The sequence below is a fragment of the Actinopolymorpha pittospori genome (genome assembly GCF_014873875.1).
In the GTDB taxonomy this organism is placed as follows: Bacteria; Actinomycetota; Actinomycetes; order Propionibacteriales; family Actinopolymorphaceae; genus Actinopolymorpha; species Actinopolymorpha pittospori.
In genome coordinates, this window is record NZ_JADBEM010000001.1 from 81,984 (window position 1) to 101,023 (window position 19,040).

Genomic DNA, 19,040 nt, shown 5'->3' on the forward strand with positions numbered 1-19,040 from the left:
ACTTGTTCGGTATGGCTCGCAGCTTTTCGGCGCACGGAAAATTGGTTCACCGACAAAGACGACGGGGGAACTCCGGTGGGAATTCGTAAGACTTTTGGTGTCCGGGTCGGCGCGGCCGTGGTCGCCGCCGGACTGGTGACGGTGGTGGCTCCGACGGCCGCGATGGCCGACGGTGGCGACGCCAACGGGCACGACCGCCGCGTAGTGGCGGATCGGCCGATCATGGACAAGGACAAGAAGGACGCGAAGTACGACGACCTCATGGACTGCATCAAGGCAGCCCGCGAGGCCAAGGCGGCCGACGGCAAGGACCGCGGCGACAAGGCCGCCGAAGAGGGCAAGGACCGCGGCGACAAGGCCGCCGAAGAGGGCAAGGACCGGCGCGGTGACAAGGCCGCCGCCGGCAAGGACGACCGCCGCGGGTGGGTCATGGGACCCAACACCGGCGGCGGTTCGACGGCCTCCGACAAGGCCGACTGCAAGTACATCGCCAAGCCGGGCCCGGGCACGGGTGACGGCTCGACTGCCACCGGCGGAGCGGGCTCGGCCACCGCGGTGGGCGGGGCTCTGCTCGGCTTGGCGCTGACGGCGGGCATCGTGGTGCTGCGCCGGCGTAACGACGGCGCTGCTGCGGCCTGATCGTGTGGTCGTACCTGCGGAAGGTCCTCTGCCCCTGCCTGGGGCAGAGGACCGCCACCGCACTCATCCTCCTCCCCGCGGTCAGCGGGCTCGGCATGATCTCCGCCGACTTGATGGCACCTGCCGCGCCGCCGCCCATGCCCACGGCCGCCGCTGCTCCACCGGTGGTCGCGCCCGTTCCGGCTCGACCCGTGGCCGTGCCCAGCATGGCGGACCTCATGCCCGTCCGGTCGCGACCCGCCCCAGCCGTGCCGCCCTCGACCACGGCGGCTCCGACACCACAGCTGTTGACGTCACCGTCGGCGCCGACCCGGGTGGACATCTCCGCGATCGATGTCGCGGCACCACTCATCCCGCTCGGCGATGCGAGCAACGGTGCGATCGACGTACCGCCGTCGAACAGGCCCTATCTGGCCGGCTGGTACGACAAGAGCGTGACCCCTGGCCAGAAGGGTCGCACCGTGATCCTGGGCCACCTGGACTCGAGCTACAGCGGCCCGGCCGTCTTCTACTACCTCGGCGCCCTCAAACGCGGTCAGACAGTGACCGTCACCCGACAGGACGGGATCGTCGTCGTCTACCAGATCGACGGCTCCTCGATACAGGGGAAGAACGAGTTTCCCGTCGAGCAGATCTACGGGCCGAGCGAGCGGCCCGAACTCCGGCTGATCACCTGCGGTGGCAGCTACGTCAAGGGAACCGGCTGGTCGGACAACATCATCGTCTACGCGCACATGGTGTCGTGGCACAAAGCCACGCCCGCCGAGGCGCGGCGACCACTGCGTCACGACACCCCCAAGCGCTAGCGCGTTCAGAGCGTGACCGGACGGGTGTCGCCCACACCAGTTCGGCGGTGGACAGGTCGACCTCGATCTCCGGCCGCGACGTCGCGACCCACGAGGACACTGCGGGAGCGCGGCGTCGCCGACCGTTGATCTGTCCAGCGACGCACGCGGGTGCTCTACAGACGTACCGGTCCGCACCTACACTGGGCCGCCGTGAGGAATCAGCCAGCTGGACAACACGCCGTGTTCGTCGACGACACCGGACGCCGACATCGGCGGCTGCGCCGCGCGGGTGTGGTCCTCGGCGGCGTTCTCGCCGCGACGCTCGGGGTGTTCTGCGTCAGCATCCTCACCGGCACCGGCCCCAATCCCACCCCGTGGAGCCTTGGTGGCCACGACGCGCCCTCCTCCGCGACGCCCTCTCCCACCACGACCCCAGGCGGTGGACAACGATCCGGCCGGGACAGCGACGACAGTCCGAGTCCCAGCAAACGGCCGGCGACACCTTCGCCTACCACGACCTCGACGTCGACGCCACCCGACGCTCCGACACCCACCCCGACCAGATCGACCACCGCCACGCCGCGTACCACGACGGTTCCGACCACGCGTCCCACGACCGTTCCGACCACTGGTCCCACGCCGACGCCGTCACCCAGCAAGACACCCGGCCGGCCGGACCGTTCCCCGAAGCCTGACGAACCGGGCGGTCGGGGCTCCCATTCCCCCGCACCCGAAACGCGACCGCTCGGCCCGACCGAAACTCGCTGACGTGGGACGGCACATCAGGCGTCGGGAGCCGCGGCACCACTGGGTGCTGGTCTCCCTCCTGATGGCCGCCCTCGTCGGGGTCCTGCTGATTCAGGGGTACGTGCAGCGAGGTTGGGGGGACCTCAACGCCACGCAGCCGAGCGCCACCGGGCCCGCGGGGCCACACCTGAACAACGCCCGGCCGGTCGTGAACCTCAGTGGTGCCCAGCCGACCGGCGCCGGGATGCCGGACCATACGATCGCGCTCACCTTCGAGGACGGGCCCGATCCGCGCTGGACTCCGCGGATCCTCGACGTCCTGCGCCGCCACCATGCCCGCGCGACCTTCTTCGTCCAGGGGTCGAAGGTGGCACAGCATCCGCAGTTGGCGCGGCGAATCGTGGCCGAGGGACACGAGCTCGGCTCGCACACCTACACCCACGTCGACCTGGCTGGAGTCCCGTTCTGGCAGCGGCAGCTCGAACTCACCCTCACCCAGAAGGCGCTCGCGGGAGCCACCGGTCTGCACACCCGACTGATTCGACCGCCGTACTCCTCGCTGCCAGCCGAAGTGGGAGCGTCGGAGTACGCGGCCGCACAGTCCGTGGGACGCGACGGCTACCTCGTCGTCCTCACCGATCACGACACCCGCGACTGGTCCGGGCGGACGCCCGAGCGGATCGTGGCGGCGGCCACCCCCGCCGGGCCCCGCGGCGCCGTGGTTCTGTTGCACGACTCCGGCGGCGACCGGAGTGCGACGGTCGCCGCCGTCGACCGCCTGCTGACCAGGCTGGACGGGGAGGGCTACCGCTTCACCACGGTGAGCGAGGGTCTGGGCCTCACCGAGACGCACACCGCGGTGACGCTCCCGGAGCGCATCGCCGGACTGGTCCTCGTCGCCGGCCAGCAGACCGGGCGAGGCGCCGCGGTGGCGCTCACGTTCGCGCTCGCGATCGCGGGCGTCCTCACGGTGCTTCGATTGCTCATCCTGTCCGGGTTGGCCCGACTGCACGCACGACGCGTACGACGCGCCCAGAGCGAACCGACCAGCGGACCGCCCTACCACCCGCCGGTGTCTGTCATCGTGCCCGCCTACAACGAGGCCGCCGGGATCGCCGCCACCGTCCGCTCCCTGGTCCACACCAGCTATCCGGGCCAGGTCGAAGTAGTCGTGGTCGACGACGGCTCAGACGACGACACCGCGGCGATCGCCGCCAGTCTGGACCTGCCCGGCGTCACCGTCCTCCGGCAGCCCAACGGGGGCAAACCTGCCGCGCTCAACACGGGGATCGCCCGCGCCCGACACGACATCCTGATCCTCGTCGACGGCGACACGGTCTTCCAACCCGACACCATCGAACGCCTGGTCGGCCCGTTCGCCGACCCGAAGGTGGGAGCGGTGAGCGGCAACACCAAGATCGGGAACGCCGGAGGCATCCTCGGCCGATGGCAGCACATCGAGTACGTCATCGGATTCAACCTCGACCGACGGATGTTCGACGTGCTCGAGTGCATGCCCACCGTGCCCGGCGCGATCGGTGCTTTCCGCCGGCAGGCGCTCCCCCGTGCGGAAGGCCCGGTCAGCACCGACACTCTCGCCGAGGACACCGACCTGACGATGGCCGTGTGCCGGGCCGGCTGGCGGGTGGTCTATGAGGAGAGCGCCCGGGCCTGGACGGAGGCACCGACGTCCCTGCGCCAACTGTGGCGGCAGCGTTACCGCTGGTGCTACGGCACGCTCCAGGCGATGTGGAAACACCGAGGCGCGTTGGTCGAGCGTGGCCCGGCGGGGCGGTTCGGGCGTCGGGCGCTGCCCTACCTCGTCGTCTTCCAGGTCGGGCTCCCGCTGCTCGCCCCGGCCGTCGACATCTTCGCGTTGTACGGGCTGTTCTTCGGCCAACCCGTCCGGGTGGCGGCCGTCTGGGCGGCGTTCGTGGTGGTCCAGGCGTTGGTGGGTGCCTACGCACTCCGACTCGACGGTGAACGCCTCACGCCGTTGTGGACGCTGCCGTTGCAGCAGTTCGTCTACCGGCAGCTCATGTATCTCGTGGTCATCCAGTCCGTGGTGACCGCGCTGGTGGGTGCACCGCTGCGCTGGCACGCCATGCGCCGGCATGGCACGTTCGCCGCGGACAGCGGTGCACACCCGGTGGTCCGGTCAGGACGTTAGGTTTCGTCTTGGCGCCGCCCCACCGTCCAGCTGTCAGGATCGGTCGGTCAGGGCCCGGTGATCGCGTGGATCGTGTAGGGGTAGGACCGCTGCTGCCAGATGATGGTCGAGCGGCCGGTCGGGCTGGCGTCGACCTGGGGCACCCTTCCGTCCGTGGTCACGGTCTTGGCCGTACCGAAGGAACCGGTGCGCGTGACCGTCCGTGACATGACCTGGGTTGGCGTTGAGGGCGGTCCGGGTGTGTGCCAGGCGACCATCCCGTCGCCGTCGTCGTCCAGGGTCAGGTCCGGCCGGTCGCCGACGCCGAGTGAGGTGATGGCACCGAGCGCGCCGGTCCGCGAGATGCTCCGGCCGAACACCTCCGTCTTGGTCGTGGTGTTCTGGCGGGTCCACACCAGCATGGAGTCGCCCTCGAAGTCCGTCGCCAGCGCGTGCTGCTGCGCGGCGTTGTCCGTCACCGGTGACACCGCGGTCACGGTGCCCAGTGCGTCGGTCTTACTCCACTGTCGGACCCACACGCGGGTCTGTTCGCCGGTACGCCAACGCCGGAAGCTGACGATGGCGTCGCCGTCACGGTCCACCGCCACGGTCACCCGGCCGAAGCCCGCACCGGAGCCCGGCGAGGTGAACGCCCGCAGCGGCAACGGCGCACCGTACCGGATCCGCCGGGCCACGACCCGCTCGTAGTTTTCGGCCCACGCGACGACCGCCTGGCCGTTGCGGTCGACGGCGGCGGAGGGCTGGTCGGCCGATCCGGAGCCCAGATCCCGGACGGGCCCGAGGGAGCTGTCGAGGTCGAGGTAGCGCGCCACCGTGTAGTAGCCGCCGCCGCGATACTCGGTCCACGCGGCCAGGGCGCGCCCGGACGGATCGACGACCACCGTCGGGTTCATCCCGCTGGCTCCGGTGGTGGACAGGGTGCGAAGCGCGCCGAGCGTTCCGGTCGAACTCACGCGGCGCCCGACCACCCGGCCCTCCTGCTCCCAGACCACGGCGGAGTCGCCGTCGTCGTCGGTGGCCACCTCGGGCCAGGCCACGTTCGCACCCAACGGCGAGAGGTTCTGGGTCGCGGTCATGCTGCCCGACGCGGGCTTGATCCGGGCCTGGATCTGGTAGTAACAGGCCGGCTGCGCACCATCGCATGCCTCCCACACCAGGATGGCGTCACCCTGCCGGTCGACCGCCACCTTTGGCGAGTCGGTCGCCTCCCACCCCGGGGCGGAGACGTTCCAGGGCGCGGTCCACGCGGCCTGCGCCGGCGCTGAGACGCCGACCGTCACGGTCAGCGCACTCGCGGTGATCGCGACTCCTGCCGTCAGTGTGCGACGTGTCAGGAACCGGCGGTCTGACGTGAAGGGCCGCCTCGACCAACGCAATACGGACATAAAGTGCTCCAGGGGCGAGAGAGTCACAAGCCGCACATGTCTACAGCATGCGGAATGTCTGCGTCCAGACGGACGTGGCCCTGCCGTCACACGCGGCCTGTATCAGCTCCCCACAGGCTGTGACAACCTCCCGAAGTCCCTCGTTCGGTGACATCGAGCCTTTTGCGCTTGTTGCTTTGTGGCTTTTTAATTTCTGATCATCGTTTGGGATAAGTGACCACTGATTGTGTGGGTAGTCCAAGTGATGCGCCGATGGCGGATGAGACCTCATTTATTCGGCATGACAGAAGTCTCGAAGTCTTTTCGGCGCGACCCAACATTCGTTTACCGACCGACAAAGACGATGGGGGAACTCTGTGAGAATTCGTAAGGCATTTGGTGCTCGACTCGGCGCGGCCCTGGTCGCTGCCGGGCTGGTCGCGGCGATAGCGTCGACACCCGCGAACGCCGCCAGCACTGACACGGCCGCTCGCTCCGCCGTGGGGGAGCAGTCGCTCCCCATGCACAAGAAGCCGCCGAAGCCGCCTAAGAACGCCTTCAACGGCTGCATCGACTCGAGCCAGCAGAACAACGAGAAGTTCGTCGCCTATGTCCCAGAGCCCGGCCAGCTGTGGATCTGGAAGGAGAACCGGGGCGCCGGCTCGGTGGACCCCTGGGTGCAGTTCACTGACACGCCGGCGGATGTGGACGTTGTATGCGCGACGATCACGGCGCACGGCAACAACGTCGCTGTCACGATCGTGACCCAAAACGAGGAGCAGCAGGTCTGGCAGGCCGACTGCACCGTCAACCCCGACAACGCCAACGACCCGTTCGACCCGAACGAGCGGTGCGGGGACTTCGAAGAGCTCACCCCGCTGCCGGACGCCGCCGCGGCTGGTGACAACAACGGTTCTGGCCCCATCATGCGGCCGGGTGGCCCCAGGGCCGGTGACGGTGCTGTCGCTTCCAGCGGACCGGGTGCGGCCACCGCGGCGGGCGGAGCTCTGCTCGGCCTGGCGCTGACCGCGGGCACGGTGGCGCTGCTGCGTCGACGTGGCCACGGCGCTGCTGCGGCCTGATCGTGTGGTCCTACCTGCGGAAGGTCCTCCGCCCCCTCGTGGGGCGGAGGGCCGCCACCACCCTGCGGAAGGCTCTTCGTCCCCTCGCGGGGCCGAGGGCCGCCACCACCCTGCGGAAGGCTCTTCGTCCCCTCGTGGGGCGGAGGGCCGCGACCATGCTCATCGTTCTCGCCGCTGTCAGCGGCATCGGCCTGATCTTTGTGGACACCTTCGGACAGGCCGCGCCCCCGCCCATGCCCACCGCCACCGCGCCTCCTCCCATGCCCACCGCCACCACGCCCTCACAGTCCGCCTCTCCGGCAGCCCCCCAACCCGCGCGCGAACCCACGCGTGCTTCGTCTCGACCAAGCCCGTCTGCGACGCCGTCGAAGGCGACAACAGGAACGTCCCTGTTGACGTCGGCTTCGAGGCCGACCCGCGTGGACATTCCCGCGATCGACGTGGCCGCGCCGATCTACTTCGTCGGCGATGCCAGCGACGGCACCATCGACGTACCGCCGACGAACAGGCCCTACCTGGCCGGCTGGTACAACAAGAGCGTGACCCCCGGCCAGAAGGGTCGCACCGTGATTCTCGGCCACCTGGACTCCAACTACAGCGGCCCGGCCGTCTTCTACTACCTCGGCGCCCTCAAACGCGGTCAGACGGTGACCGTCACCCGACAGGACGGGATCGTCGTCGTCTACCAGATCGACGGCTCCTCGATCCAACCGAAGAACAAGCTTCCCGCCGAGCAGATCTACGGGCCGAGCGAGCGGTCCGAACTCCGGCTGATCACCTGCGGTGGCAGCTACGACAAGAAGACCGGCTGGTCTGACAACATCATCGTCTACGCCCACATGGTGTCCTGGCACAAAGCCACACCCGCCGAGGCGCGACGACCACTCCGACATGACACCCCGGACCGGTCCGGCGAATAGGAACGCAGGAGCCCCGTGGCCGAAGGGGTGCCGCCTCCTACATCCGTTCGGCTGTGGACAGGTCAACCTCGATCTCGACCTCCACCTCGTCGCGCAGCTTCAGTGCGCCCAGGAACGCCGAGTACGGCTTGATGCCGTACGCCGACTGGAGCAACGTCCCGACGGCGCGGTAGCGGTCGGCGCCGAGGTCACTCACCTGGAACTCGACCGGCGCGGAGCCGTTCCGCAGCGCCAGGGTGCCGCTGATCGTGCCGCCACCGTCGGTGGGTGTCACCTGGGTGGACTCGAAGGTCGCCATGGGGTTGCGGTCCACGTCGAGGATCTGCCGCGCGTTGCTCTCGATCTCGCCACGGTCCTTGTCGGTCAGTGGCTTGACCCCACCGGTGCCCTCTCGGACGTGGAGCGAGCCGAGTTCGGCCCGTGCGGTGAGGCTCGCTCCGGCGGGTGTGTCCGTGGTCAGGACGACCTGCGCCGACCAGTCGTCCACCTCGAGCAGCAGGTCGTGTCCGACCTTCGAGGCGACGCCCTGGCGGCGGGTGCGCACGAGCATCCGGCCGGAACTGGGTCCGATCCGGAACTGGCCGGCGGAGAGTGCCATGTAGTCGAGGCTAGAAGGCCGCCAGTCGTCCGATCCGGCGTTTCCCGAAGCCTGACGCCGACGTACGTCAACACGTCCTTGGCGACGACTCGCCGGTTCGGGAACGGTTTGTCGTGGATGTGGCGGCCTCACCTGCCGCCGGCGAAGATGACCTCCCGAATCGTCCGCAGCACGATCTTCAGGTCGAGCCACAGCGACCAGTTCTCGATGTAGAAGTTGTCGAACCGGGCCCGCTCCGAGATCGGGGTGTCCCCCCGCAGGCCGCTGACCTGGGCGAGCCCGGTCAGTCCAGCCGGCACCCGGTGGCGGTGCGCGTAGAGGCTGTGCTCGGCGGAGAAGACCTCGACGAAGTGCGGGCGCTCCGGCCGGGGCCCCACCAGGGTCATGTCTCCACGCAGGATGTTCCACAGTTGCGGGAGTTCGTCGAGTGAGGTGCGGCGCAGGAGCCGTCCGACCCGGCCGACCCTGTGGTCGTGGGCGATCGACCAGGTGGTCCGCGACTCCGCCTCGTCGAGTGGACGCAGGGAGCGGAACTTCAGCACCTCGAAGTGGCGGCCGTCGCGTCCGACCCGCTGTTGGCGGAACAGGATCCCGGGACCGCCCTCGATCCGCACCGCGATCGCGCAGGCCACCAGCACCGGGCTGAGCGCGACGATCGCCAGGGAGCTGACGGCCACGTCGATGCCCCGCTTGACGAGCCACCGCCAGCCGCTCATCCGCAGCGTGCGGAGCCGCACGACCGGTATCGCGCCGATGTGGTCCGGATGGGCGGAGGGGATGTGGAACTGGTGCATGCGGGGGACGACCACGAGGTCGCGGCCGACGCCGACCGCCTCGCGGATCAGCTCGTTGAAACGGGCCTCGGTCGTGTCCGGATCGGCGACGATCACCAGGTCCGCCTGCGCGGCGGTGATGGTCTCGGCGAAACCGGACAGGTCGCCGAGGCGGGGAGCCGCGACGTAGACGGGATCGGCGCGGTCCGGGTCGTCCACGTAGCCGAGGACCTCCAGACCGTAGCGCGGATGGCGAGCGAGTACCTGGGTGAGCTCGGCCGCGACCTGGCCACCGCCGAGCAGGAGGGCGCGGGAGGTGGACAGGCGCCGGCATCGGACCAGCCGGATCCCCCACATGGACACCGCCCGGCCGCCCAGCAGCAACAAGAGCATCAGGGCTTCGGACCGAAACAGCGTGTCGAACCCGTCGAAACTCTGATGGCGGACGGCGGCGAGAAGGACGACCGCCCACGCGGCGACGAGGAACCGTCCGGTCAGTGCCGGGAGCTCGTCCAGGACGGACAGGTGGAACCTCGGCCGGTACAGACCTCCCGCGGCCAGCAGGACGATGGTCAGGGCGGCACTGACCATCAGACCCCGAACGTAGGTCGAGTTGGACAACGCCAGCGGCACCAGCGCGAGGAGGTCCAGCACCAGCAGGACCACCCAGTCGCGTTGGGGGCGCCGAGATTTACGCTGCCTCGTCCGGGTGTTCGCGACGACGCGGTTGGCGATGTCTTCGATGTCTTCGACGTCGAAGACATCGAAGGTGTCGTCGGTGCGGTCGGTGCCGGCCCGCGCTGTTATCACGGGTAGTTCGATCGTCGCGGCACCATCGTTGTGAGCACTGGGCCCTTGACCCCCCAAGGAACCTCTCCCCCCACTATTCAGGTCAAGACGACGAAACCAGTTTCGGAATATCGTCCGACCCCAACTGATCCAGAATTTAGTCGCCGCGGAAAGGCCGTCAACCGCGATCTGTGTGAACAGCCGAAGAACTGCTGACCGAACGAATTCGCCGGCCACACTTCGTGTCGAGACGCGGGAAATGCGAGCACACCAAAGTCCGCCGCCGCTTCCCGCGCGGCAATGAAAGGCACGTGTGGTAAGGGTTTCCGCTGATCCCGCCTACCGGTTTCTCCTGGCACGGTTACGCCCTGGCGGGGAGGCGTGATAGTACTCCGAGTACGTAGTCTCCTTCTCTTTCTTCACCCGGTTGACGACGACGCCGAGGACCGTCGCGCCGACTGTTCGCAGGTTGTCCACCGCCGATGCGAGCTGGTCGGTTCGGGTGCTGCCGACGCGGTTCACCACCACCACGCCGTCGACGATCTGGGCGAGGACGGCCGGATCGGTGACCGGCAGCAGGGGTGGTGAGTCGATGAGGAGGGTCGTTCCGGGGCTCTCCAGCGCCCGGACGAGCTCCCTCATCGCGTTCGAGGTCAACAGCACGGTCGGGTTCGGTGGTGGTGGGCCGGCGGTGAGGACGAACAGCGGCAGGTCGGGCCGCCATTGTTGGAGTGCGGTGGTGAGCGGAGCATCGCCCATCAACACGCTGCTCAGCCCGACGCTTTTCGACAGGCCGAAGACGTTGGCGACCGCGGGTCGGCGCAGGTCGGCGTCGATCAGCACGACCCGCTCGCCGGCCTGGGCCAGTGCGACGGCGAGGTTCGCCGCCGTCGTGGTCTTGCCCTCTTCCGGCAGCGCGCAGGTCACGAGGAGGCTTCTGGCCTGACGTTCGACGCCGAGGAAACGCACGTTGGTGGCCAGGCGCCGGAACGCCTCGGCGAAGGGGGTCGTTCCTTCGTCGGCGATGAGCCGCCCCGAGTACTTCGCCTCCTCCGCGACGGTTCCGATCACCGGGGCGACGGCGATCTCGGCCGCCGCGTGGGCGCTCGCGACGGCCCGGTCGAGGTGGTGACGCAGTACGGCGGCGGCGACGCCGAGGGCAAGTCCGACGAGGAGGCCGAGGGCGATGTCACGCACCCGGTCGGGTGCGGCCGGTGACGTCGGCAGCACCGCGGGACGGGTGAAAGTGACCCGCACCGGTGAGGATGCCTGCCCGCTGGGGGTTTCCAGCGCCCGGACGAACGTCGAGAAGCGGGCGCCGACGGCGTTGGCGATGTCGCGGGCGCGGCGCGGTGAGGAGTCGCTGACCGTGATGTTGAGCAGGACCGTGTCCAGCGGTGAGTCGACGGTGATGCGTCCGGCGAGCTGCTCGGGTGTGTCGGGCAGTCGCAGGGACGCGATGACCGCTGTCGTGACGGTCGGGCTGGTGACGATGTCGGCGTAGGACTTCACCCGCTGCTGGCTGAAGCTTCCGCCCTGGTTCAGGTCGCTGTTGTCCGGGTTGGCGGTCGTCGCCGACACGAACAACTGCACGCTGGCGTCGTAGACGGGGGTGCGGGTCCAGGTGTAGACGGTGGCGAGGACGCCGGCGAGCAGCGTCACGGTCACCACCAGCAGCCAACGGGTGCGCAGAATGTGCAACAACGAAGCGATGGTCATCGATCCCCCGCGATTCCGAGGCGGGCTGGTGTTCCCGCGTGGGGCCGGTGCGCCTCCGCTGACGCGCATCGGTTGCGCACCGCCCGGCGAACGCCGCCGAAGAGCAACGACGCGGCGGCCACCACGAGTGCGATCTGCAGCCCTTTCCCGGTGACGTCGGCGATGCCGAGCACGCCGCGTTCCTGGATCGCGGGCTGAAGGACGAGGCAACAGGCGAGGGCGAAGACGAACGTTCCACCGCAGGCGAGCGCGGCGGCGCAGGCCAGGGTGAGGACCGCCAGGAACGCGCACTCGGCCACCACCCCGGACAGTCCGGCCACCGCGTTGCCCTCGGCGACCGGACCTTCGGCCAGGGAGACCCCGGGGACGGAGTTCCTGGACAGGCTCCGCACCTCGATCGCCCAACGCTCACCCGCCGAGTGGGTCTTGTCGTCGGCGACCGCGCGCGGGACCAGGGACGTCGCGGCACGCCGGGCGACCTCCCCGGCGGAGATCCACCTGCCCTGCGCATAGGTCGAGTCGGTGACCGCCGCCAGCAGGTCGAACCGGCGCGCGAGCGGCAGCAGCGGCCGGACCAGGGCGGGATAGCGCTGGTCGACGACCTGCAGGTCGGAGATGACGGTCGAGTCGTGCTTGACCGACTGCAGGACGGAGAACCCGAGCACCAGGCCCGGGACGGCCAGCACGCCCACGACGAGGTGTCCGCGGCGTGGCCGCCAACCGCGCGACGCGGCCACCAGCACCAGGCACACCACCAGGCTCAGGACCGGGGTCTTGGACGCGAAGATCACCGACCAGCTGACCTCGGCGAGGACCAGCAGGCCGACCAGGAGCGCCAACCGGCGCGGCGGATGGGCCGGGAACAGCATCAGCGCCACCACGACCGGGGCGAGGGTGAGCAGACTGGCGACCACCGCGGAGTGGACACCGCTCATCCAGGCCAGCCGCGCGCCGAGCAGGATCGCGAACAGCACGAGGACCAGGGCGGGTGAGGCCTGCAGGGCGCGGAAGTGCGGCAGCCGAGGACCCACCAGCAACACGAGCAGCAGGTAGACGGCGTGGCCGACGATCACGGGTACCAGGACGGCCGGCAGGTGGGCGTCGTAGCCGCCGTAGGCCAGCCGGTCGTCGGCGAGGGAGTCGTTGACGACCGGCGCCGGTGAGACGAGCACCAGGATCACCGGACGGAGGACGTAGGCGAGGAACCAGTAGACGGCCTGCACCCGCAGGATCGACCTGAGCGGCTCCGGCGTGGTGCGGGCGAGGACGAACTGGCCGGCGAAGAGGGCGAGCAGCGCGAGGAGGCAGAGGGAGGTCACGTGCCCTCCAGACGCCGAACGGTCCGGGCGACCCGATGCCACGCGGCCACGAACGCGCAGCCCTCGGCCGCAATCGAGCCGACGGCGAGGACGAGCAGCGAGCCGGTGAGGTAGGTGCAGCCCAGTGCCGCCGCGGTGGCGGCCAGGCCCGCGACCGAGGTGAGCAGGACGGCCCTGGTGTCACCGATCACGTTGAAGAACGCCGAGGTCACCATCGTGTTGCCGACGCCCAGGGGCAGCAGGAACGCCTGGACGCGCAGGATCGTGGCGGTGTCGGCGAACTCCTCGCCGTACAACACGTGCGCGACCGGTGCCGCAAGCAGGGCCAGCCCCAGCGACCCAACCAGGGCGGCCGCCATCGCGTAGAGGGTGTACCGGCGGGCGGTGCCGGCCAGTTCGGCAACCCGGTCGCGGTCCTTGGCGACGCTCGGCAGGATGGCCAGCGACACCGGGTTCGCCAGGCCCTGCACCGCCCGCACCACCCGGTCGCTGGCAGAGTAGAGGCCCAGGGCGCCTGGGGTGAGGACGGCGGCGTAGAGCACCGGCGCGGCCTGCCCGTACGCCGAGACCAGCAGTCGGCCGAGGACGGCGGGCGCGCCGAGTCGCACCATCGCGGCGAGGTCGGGTGTGGACGCGCCCGCACCGGCCGTGTTCACGGTGGCCAGCAGCCTGGACACGGTGTTGGTCGTCAGCGCCCCGGCGCACAGGCCGGCGGGTATCCACACCGTTGACGGGGCCAGGGTGAGTCCTGCCGCCAGCACGGCGAGGTTGACCAGTCGTCCGGCCCAGTCGGAGACCGCGACCCGGCCGAACTGCCGGCGGGCCACGAGTACCCACTGCTCGTGGAGGGAGGACGCGCCGCCGGCGACCGCTCCGAGAAAGGCGAGCTTGACGGAGTACGGCGCGGCGACGGCGTAGGCGCCCGCCGCGGCCAGGACGAAACAGGCGAAGACCAGGACCCGCAGCCGGGTGTACCTGCGCCGGAGCAGCGTCTCGTCGTGGCTCGCGGTGACCAGCCGCGCGGCCAGGGGCAGGGAGATGCCCGCGTCCACGACGATCGAGCCCACGAAGTACGTCGCGGTCGCCAGCGCGGAGTATCCGAAGCCGTGCGGGCCGAGGGTGCGCGCGATCAGCGGCAGGGTGAGCAGGGGGATGAGGTACTGCCCGTAGGAGGAGGCGGTGAGCACCGAGGTGTCGCGAAGGGTCTGGAATCGGCGCGGTTTCCGTGGCGGGCTCTGCAGACTCACGCCGGCACCTCGAGTTCGGTGCGGCCGGTGAGGGTGCCCATGATCTGTCGCGCCCGGTCGGCGTAGGTGTGCCCGGAGGTGGTGACGCGGTGGTGGCCGGCGGCCGCGACACGGGTCGCCGCGGCCGGTGCCAGGCTCCCCAGGATGTCGAGGAGTTCGTCCTCGCCGTCGAAGAGGAGGCACTCACGCCCGTCGGTGAGGAGCTCCTGGTGTTCGGTGGTTCGTTCACCGACGAACAACCCGCCGGCGGCGGGCACCTCGAAACTGCGGCAGGTGTGGGTGTCGCGGTTGTCGGAGTTGAGCAGGACCAGGTTCGCCTGGATGCCGGCCACGGTCGTGGAGAAGTCCTCCGCGTAGCGGCCCGCCGACACCGCGACACCGGGGATGCCGCGCGGGAGTGCGCGTCGCCAGTACGGCCCGTGGATGACGCACCGGCCGGGAAACGCGGCGCCCAGACGCCGAAACACCTCCACCCGGTCCGGCCGGTAGTTGCCGATGAAACCGATCGGCCAGCGTCGCGGCGATGGCCGGTAGCTGAGGTGGTGCCAGGCGGGGTCGTAGGCGCTGCGCACGAACGCGACGGCGCGGGCGCCGCGGGCACGCAGTTCGCCGACGTTGTGCCGTTTCGTGGTGACCACGAGGTCCCAACCGGCCTCGGCGGCCAGGTAGGCGGGTGTGGTGTTGGCGGGATTCGACACGTCGTCGGGGCTGTAGTGGACGGTGACCGGGTTCCCGGGCAGGTGCAGCAACAGGTCCTGGTCGAGATGGATTGACTTGAAGCAGACCAGGAACTGCGGCCGGAACGCGTCCGCCGCCGCGTGGATCCGCGCGTGCACGCGGTTGAGCAGCCAGGGCGCACGCCGCCCCTTCACCTTCCGGTACACCCACTCCGGTGAGCCCAGAGCGGGTGAGGCGACGCCGGTGGTGTCGACCGTGACCACGTCCGCTCCGGCGGCGGCGAACCCGTCGGCCAGGGACTTGGCGTTGCTGCCACGCCAGAGGTCACCGACGAACAGGACGCGCGCGTGCTTGTTCATCGGCACAGCTCCGCGAACCGCGCTTCCATGCTCAGCGCGCACCGCTCCCAGGAGTTGGCGGCGGCGTGGGCGAGGAGCAGGTCCCTCGCGGGTGCCTCGTCCTCGACCCGTTCGATCAGCCGGAGCAGCGCGGCGGTGTCGCCGGCGGGATAGACCCACTCGGGTGCGAACGGGCCGAGTGCCTCGGGGAGCCCACCGACGTCGGAGGCGATGACCGGGGTGCCACAGCTCATCGCCTCCAGCGCCACCAGGCCGAAGCCCTCCAGCGCACGGGAGGGGATGACGCTGCAGTCCAGCGCGCTGTAGAAGGTGGGCACCCGCGGCTGGTCGAGCCGGCCGAGGAACCGGACGCGGTGGGCGATCCCGAGGTCCTCGGCGAGGCGCCGCAGGTCGGCGTCCTGCGGGCCCGCGCCGGCGATCGCCACGACGACGTCGCGGTGGCCCACGACCGCCCGCAGCAGGACGTCGAGGCCCATCCGGTGGACGAGACGGCGCAGCGAGCCGACGACGAACGCGTCCGCCGGCAGTCCCAGTGCCGCCCGGGCGGCCTGTCTGTCCTGCGGGGTGAAGGACGCGGTGTCGACACCGGGGTAGACCAACGCGACCCGCTCCGCCGGGATGCGGAAGCTGTCGAGCAGGACCCGCCGGAACGCCGTGGAGTGGGCGGTGAACGCGGTGAAGCGGTGGTAGGTGCGCCATTCCACGACGAACTTCGCCAGCGCGCGGAGGGCGGACTGGCCCTGCACCCGGCCCTCACTCGCCCACGGTCCGTGGAAGTGGAACACCGCCGGGGTTTCGGTTCGCCGGTCCCGGGCGGGCAGCAGCGCGGACGCGGTCTGCGCGAAGTGGTACTCGCGCAGGACCATCGGAGCGGCCGGGTTCGCCTCCGGTGTCCGGGTGGCCGGAGGCTGCTCGGCGGGAACCTCGAGGGTGTCGTAGGTCGTCGCGTTCGCGATGTTGTGGACGATCTCGACCCGCATCCCCAGCCGCGCCTGCGCCGCCGACAGACCCTTGATGACGCCGTGCAGGCCGCCCGGGGTGTCGATCTCGGCGCGGGTGCCGATGTGGACCCGTCGCGGGACCGGGTACGTCGTCATGGCCGGGCTCCCTGGCTGGACGTGGAACGGGGGATGTCGCCGCCGGTGGCGAGGGCCGCGCAGGCGGCGCGGGTCGCCGCCTGCGCCAGGGACGGTGGACGGTCCGGGGTGAGCGGCGCGTCCGCCGGGCTGGTGGTCGGCGGCGCGCCCGAACTCGTGGTCGCGGGAGTGCTGGTGGCGAGCAGGTCGGCCAACGTGGCGGCGGCACCGGGCGGGTCGGTGAAGTCGGCGAAGGCGTAGGGCGTCCCGGACAGGGCGGCCGCCTCCGGTAGCCCACCCTGCGGCGAGACCAGGGCGGGAACCCCGCGCATGCCGACCTCCACGGCCACGCGACCAAACGGTTCCAGCCAGGTGGAGGGAACGAGCGCGACGTCCACCCTCGCGCAGAACTCCTCGATCGGCAGCCAGCCGCGAACGTCGACCCTCAACCGGTCGTGGACCGGGCGGGTACGCAACTCCTCGACGTAGCGGGGGTCACCGTTCCCGGCGAGGAGCAGGGTGACCGGGTGCCTGCTCGTCTCGGCGAACCGGGAGGCCACGTCAATGGCGTGTTCGATGCCTTTGACCGGTGCGAGCCGGCCGACGTACCCGAGGGTGGTCCGCTCGGGCCGGGGACGGTTGCGGCGGATGCCTCGTGCCGGATCCGGTGGGTTGAGCGCGGGGTAACCGACACTGGTCCGCTCCGGGCGGGTGAGGCCCCGCGCCAGGAGGTCCTCGCGGACGAAGTGGGACACACAGACCGACCGGGTGCCGGTGGGCGTCACCGACGCCATGATCGCCGCCTTCGCCCCGCAGGGCGGGCAGGGTGTGTGGCAGTTGCGTCCGTTCCTACGGCGGGAGCGGAGCCAGCAGGTGTCGCTCAGGTCGTGGTAGACGCGCACCGTCCGGTAGCGCCGGCGTTTGAGGAACCGCAGCAGCCAGGGGCCGGTCCGGGCGGTGTTGGTGACCACCACGAGGTCTGGATCGACCGCGCGGATCTCCCTGCGCATCGCGGCGCCGCTGCGGGGATTCAGCCAGGTCGTGAGGAGTTCGACGACCCGGCTCACCCTGCTGCCGGGATGGTGGGCGCGGGCGAAGCGCCTGCCGGCCGCGACGACGCGGAGGGGGCCGTCGGGGTAGCGGTGCGAACTGGCCGCGGGGATGACCACGGTGACCTCGGCTGCGTCGGCGAGGGCCAGGGCGATGTCGCGCGCTGAGTGTTCCGCGCCGCCGACGAGGTTCGGCCACCACCAGTCCGCGGTGAGGACGATCCGTGGCCGGGTGGGCTTCGCGGTCACGCGACCGCTCCTGCCTCGGCGCGCAGCCAGGCCTCGACCCGGTCGCGGAAGACCTGCGGGGAGAATCGCTGCGCCTGCCGCTGGATGTCCGTACGCGACAGCCCGTGCAGCCGGGCGATCGCGTCCACGTACGACGATGTCGCGGTGGAGTCGAGAAGGTAGCCGGTGCTGCCCCCGACCACCGTCTCGAGCAGCCCGCCGGACGCCTGCCCCACGACAGGGGTCCCGCAGGCCTGCGCCTCGACCGGGATCATGCCGAAGTCCTCGTGGGCGGGGTAGAGGAGGCAGCGGGCACCCCAGTAGAGCTCGCGGAGGCGTTCCTTGCTCGGGCGTACCTCGAAGGTCACCGGCACGCGCGCCTTCTCCGCCTGGCGGCGCAGCGCCACCTCCGCCGGACCAGAACCCGCGAGGACCAGCGGGAGACCCGCCTGCGCCGCGATCTCGACCATGAGGTCGAACCGCTTGTAACCGACCCACCTGCCCACGCCGAGGAGGTAGTCGCGGCCCTGTGCCCTCGCCTGAGCCGGCGCCGCACGGAAGTAGTCCACGTCGACGGGCGGGTTGATGACGCGGGCGTCACGGTCCCAGTAACGGCGGATACGGGACCGCACCTCGCAGGAGTTCGCGGCGTAACTGTGCACGTGCCGGCTCAGCCACCGGTCGCAGGCTCGCAGGGTCGCACGCGCCGGCGTGAGCAGCCCGCCGGAACCGCGTGCGTCCAGGTCAGGGCTCCAGACGTAACGGGCCGGGGAGTGGACGTAGCTGAGGTAGCGGGTGCCTTCCGCCGCACCGAGCTTCGCCGTGTGGGCGAAGGCGTGGCTGGAGGAGACGACGACGTCGTAGCGCCTTCGGGTCAACGTCCGCCACGTCAGCGGCATGACCGGCAGCGCCAACGCCTTGCTGTGGCGAAGCGGTGTCCGCGACATCCACGACTCGGTCAGGTGATGCCCGTCGCCGACCCCGCGGTCCTTCCACAGCACGAAACGCTCGGCGTGTGGGACCAGGTCGGCGATGGCGAGGAAGACCTGCTCGGACCCGCCCGTGGCGCCGAACCATTCGTGGATCACGGCTACGGAGCGGTTAGACAGAGGTGAATTACTGGCGACGTTGGTGAAGGTCTTCCCGTTCACCTACGGCCGCCGAGACGCACAGGCCTGACCTGGGCGACGACAATTCTCAAGGCTGTCCGCTGTGGTGCTCCACGGACGGCAGCATGCATTGACCTGCACATGGGGGATCGCATCGCGATGCCTCCGCTTTCAGTCCCACCCCGAATGTGCGCCCACCCCCCACTCATCCCCGGTGGCGCACACAATCAGACGGCGGAAAAGATCACCGCCGCCGATCATGTAGCAGTAGACCCGACAGGGGTGAGGAAAGTCAATGCGGATCAGGCGTGGTTAGACCGCGGAGAACGTATCCGGCCGACCAATAGTGGATTCTCGAAACTTTGCCAAGTATCCGGTAATGGCCA

At 70.1% G+C, this 19,040-nt stretch carries 17 protein-coding genes; 6 read left to right on the forward strand and 11 right to left on the reverse strand.

Annotated elements, in window-relative coordinates:
- Positions 1-75 precede the first annotated feature (75 nt).
- Together HEB94_RS00405 and HEB94_RS00410 are read left to right on the forward strand one after the other, a co-directional pair.
- Positions 76-639 (forward strand): hypothetical protein, encoded by a 564-nt coding sequence (locus HEB94_RS00405; RefSeq protein ID WP_192748112.1) that lies wholly within the window; start codon positions 76-78, stop codon positions 637-639.
- Between the two features lie 287 nt (positions 640-926).
- Positions 927-1,445: a class F sortase gene (locus HEB94_RS00410; protein ID WP_192748113.1), complete on the forward strand. Its 519-nt coding sequence runs from the start codon at positions 927-929 to the stop codon at positions 1,443-1,445.
- Between the two features lie 177 nt (positions 1,446-1,622).
- On the opposite strand, the gene HEB94_RS00415 is transcribed toward HEB94_RS00410, so the two are convergent.
- Complete coding sequence (locus HEB94_RS00415; protein ID WP_192748114.1) at positions 1,623-1,820, reverse strand: hypothetical protein; 198 nt, start codon at positions 1,818-1,820, stop codon at positions 1,623-1,625.
- On the opposite strand from HEB94_RS00415, the gene HEB94_RS00420 reads away from it, so the two are divergent.
- Entirely contained in the window at positions 1,802-2,122 is a 321-nt protein-coding gene (locus tag HEB94_RS00420; RefSeq protein ID WP_192748115.1) for a hypothetical protein, read from the forward strand. The genes HEB94_RS00415 and HEB94_RS00420 overlap by 19 nt on opposite strands.
- Positions 2,123-2,196: 74 nt before the next feature.
- The gene (locus HEB94_RS00425; RefSeq protein WP_192748116.1) at positions 2,197-4,344 is read left to right on the forward strand and encodes a glycosyltransferase; all 2,148 of its coding nucleotides are present in this window, start codon (positions 2,197-2,199) and stop codon (positions 4,342-4,344) included.
- Between the two features lie 47 nt (positions 4,345-4,391).
- On the opposite strand, the gene HEB94_RS00430 is transcribed toward HEB94_RS00425, so the two are convergent.
- A complete protein-coding gene (locus HEB94_RS00430; RefSeq protein ID WP_192748117.1) occupies positions 4,392-5,729 on the reverse strand; it encodes a hypothetical protein in 1,338 nt (445 codons plus the stop codon).
- 356 nt (positions 5,730-6,085) lie between these two features.
- On the opposite strand from HEB94_RS00430, the gene HEB94_RS00435 reads away from it, so the two are divergent.
- Together HEB94_RS00435 and HEB94_RS00440 are read left to right on the forward strand one after the other, a co-directional pair.
- Positions 6,086-6,790: a hypothetical protein gene (locus tag HEB94_RS00435; RefSeq protein WP_192748118.1), complete on the forward strand. Its 705-nt coding sequence runs from the start codon at positions 6,086-6,088 to the stop codon at positions 6,788-6,790.
- Positions 6,791-7,050: 260 nt separating this feature from the next.
- Positions 7,051-7,710, forward strand: coding sequence for a class F sortase (locus HEB94_RS00440; protein ID WP_238361838.1), 660 nt, complete (start codon positions 7,051-7,053; stop codon positions 7,708-7,710).
- Positions 7,711-7,747: 37 nt separating this feature from the next.
- Here the strand turns inward: HEB94_RS00440 and HEB94_RS00445 are convergent, their stop codons facing one another.
- The 9 genes from HEB94_RS00445 to HEB94_RS48835 form a co-directional block, all read right to left on the reverse strand.
- On the reverse strand, positions 7,748-8,308 hold the full coding sequence (locus tag HEB94_RS00445; RefSeq protein ID WP_192748120.1) for a YceI family protein: 561 nt from the start codon (positions 8,306-8,308) through the stop codon (positions 7,748-7,750).
- A 128-nt stretch (positions 8,309-8,436) separates the two neighbouring features.
- Positions 8,437-9,891 (reverse strand): exopolysaccharide biosynthesis polyprenyl glycosylphosphotransferase, encoded by a 1,455-nt coding sequence (locus HEB94_RS00450; RefSeq protein ID WP_202896022.1) that lies wholly within the window; start codon positions 9,889-9,891, stop codon positions 8,437-8,439.
- Between the two features lie 318 nt (positions 9,892-10,209).
- Positions 10,210-11,589 (reverse strand): tyrosine-protein kinase domain-containing protein, encoded by a 1,380-nt coding sequence (locus HEB94_RS00455; protein WP_192748121.1) that lies wholly within the window; start codon positions 11,587-11,589, stop codon positions 10,210-10,212.
- Positions 11,586-12,908 carry a hypothetical protein gene (locus HEB94_RS00460; protein WP_192748122.1) on the reverse strand — a complete coding sequence of 441 codons (1,323 nt, stop codon included), beginning with the start codon at positions 12,906-12,908 and terminating at the stop codon, positions 11,586-11,588. Before HEB94_RS00460 ends, HEB94_RS00455 begins: the two co-directional genes overlap by 4 nt.
- Positions 12,905-14,155 carry an oligosaccharide flippase family protein gene (locus HEB94_RS00465; protein WP_192748123.1) on the reverse strand — a complete coding sequence of 417 codons (1,251 nt, stop codon included), beginning with the start codon at positions 14,153-14,155 and terminating at the stop codon, positions 12,905-12,907. Before HEB94_RS00465 ends, HEB94_RS00460 begins: the two co-directional genes overlap by 4 nt.
- A complete protein-coding gene (locus tag HEB94_RS00470) occupies positions 14,152-15,192 on the reverse strand; it encodes a CgeB family protein (RefSeq protein ID WP_192748124.1) in 1,041 nt (346 codons plus the stop codon). The genes HEB94_RS00465 and HEB94_RS00470 overlap by 4 nt, the downstream gene beginning before the upstream one ends.
- Positions 15,189-16,289, reverse strand: coding sequence for a glycosyltransferase family 4 protein (locus HEB94_RS52055; RefSeq protein WP_192748125.1), 1,101 nt, complete (start codon positions 16,287-16,289; stop codon positions 15,189-15,191). The genes HEB94_RS00470 and HEB94_RS52055 overlap by 4 nt, the downstream gene beginning before the upstream one ends.
- The gene (locus HEB94_RS00480; protein ID WP_192748126.1) at positions 16,286-17,566 is read right to left on the reverse strand and encodes a glycosyltransferase; all 1,281 of its coding nucleotides are present in this window, start codon (positions 17,564-17,566) and stop codon (positions 16,286-16,288) included. The genes HEB94_RS52055 and HEB94_RS00480 overlap by 4 nt, the downstream gene beginning before the upstream one ends.
- Positions 17,563-18,633: a glycosyltransferase gene (locus HEB94_RS48835; RefSeq protein WP_337917413.1), complete on the reverse strand. Its 1,071-nt coding sequence runs from the start codon at positions 18,631-18,633 to the stop codon at positions 17,563-17,565. Before HEB94_RS48835 ends, HEB94_RS00480 begins: the two co-directional genes overlap by 4 nt.
- Positions 18,634-19,040 lie beyond the last annotated feature (407 nt).

Bases quoted from the DNA above. Each gene is read 5' to 3' on its own strand.
- HEB94_RS00440 (WP_238361838.1), top strand. From the start codon at position 7,051: ATGCCCACCGCCACCACGCCCTCACAGTCCGCCTCTCCGGCAGCCCCC.
- HEB94_RS00445 (WP_192748120.1), bottom strand. From the start codon at position 8,308: ATGGCACTCTCCGCCGGCCAGTTCCGGATCGGACCCAGTTCCGGCCGG.
- HEB94_RS00470 (WP_192748124.1), bottom strand. From the start codon at position 15,192: ATGAACAAGCACGCGCGCGTCCTGTTCGTCGGTGACCTCTGGCGTGGC.
- HEB94_RS52055 (WP_192748125.1), bottom strand. From the start codon at position 16,289: ATGACGACGTACCCGGTCCCGCGACGGGTCCACATCGGCACCCGCGCC.
- HEB94_RS00455 (WP_192748121.1), bottom strand. From the start codon at position 11,589: ATGACCATCGCTTCGTTGTTGCACATTCTGCGCACCCGTTGGCTGCTG.
- HEB94_RS00430 (WP_192748117.1), bottom strand. From the start codon at position 5,729: ATGTCCGTATTGCGTTGGTCGAGGCGGCCCTTCACGTCAGACCGCCGG.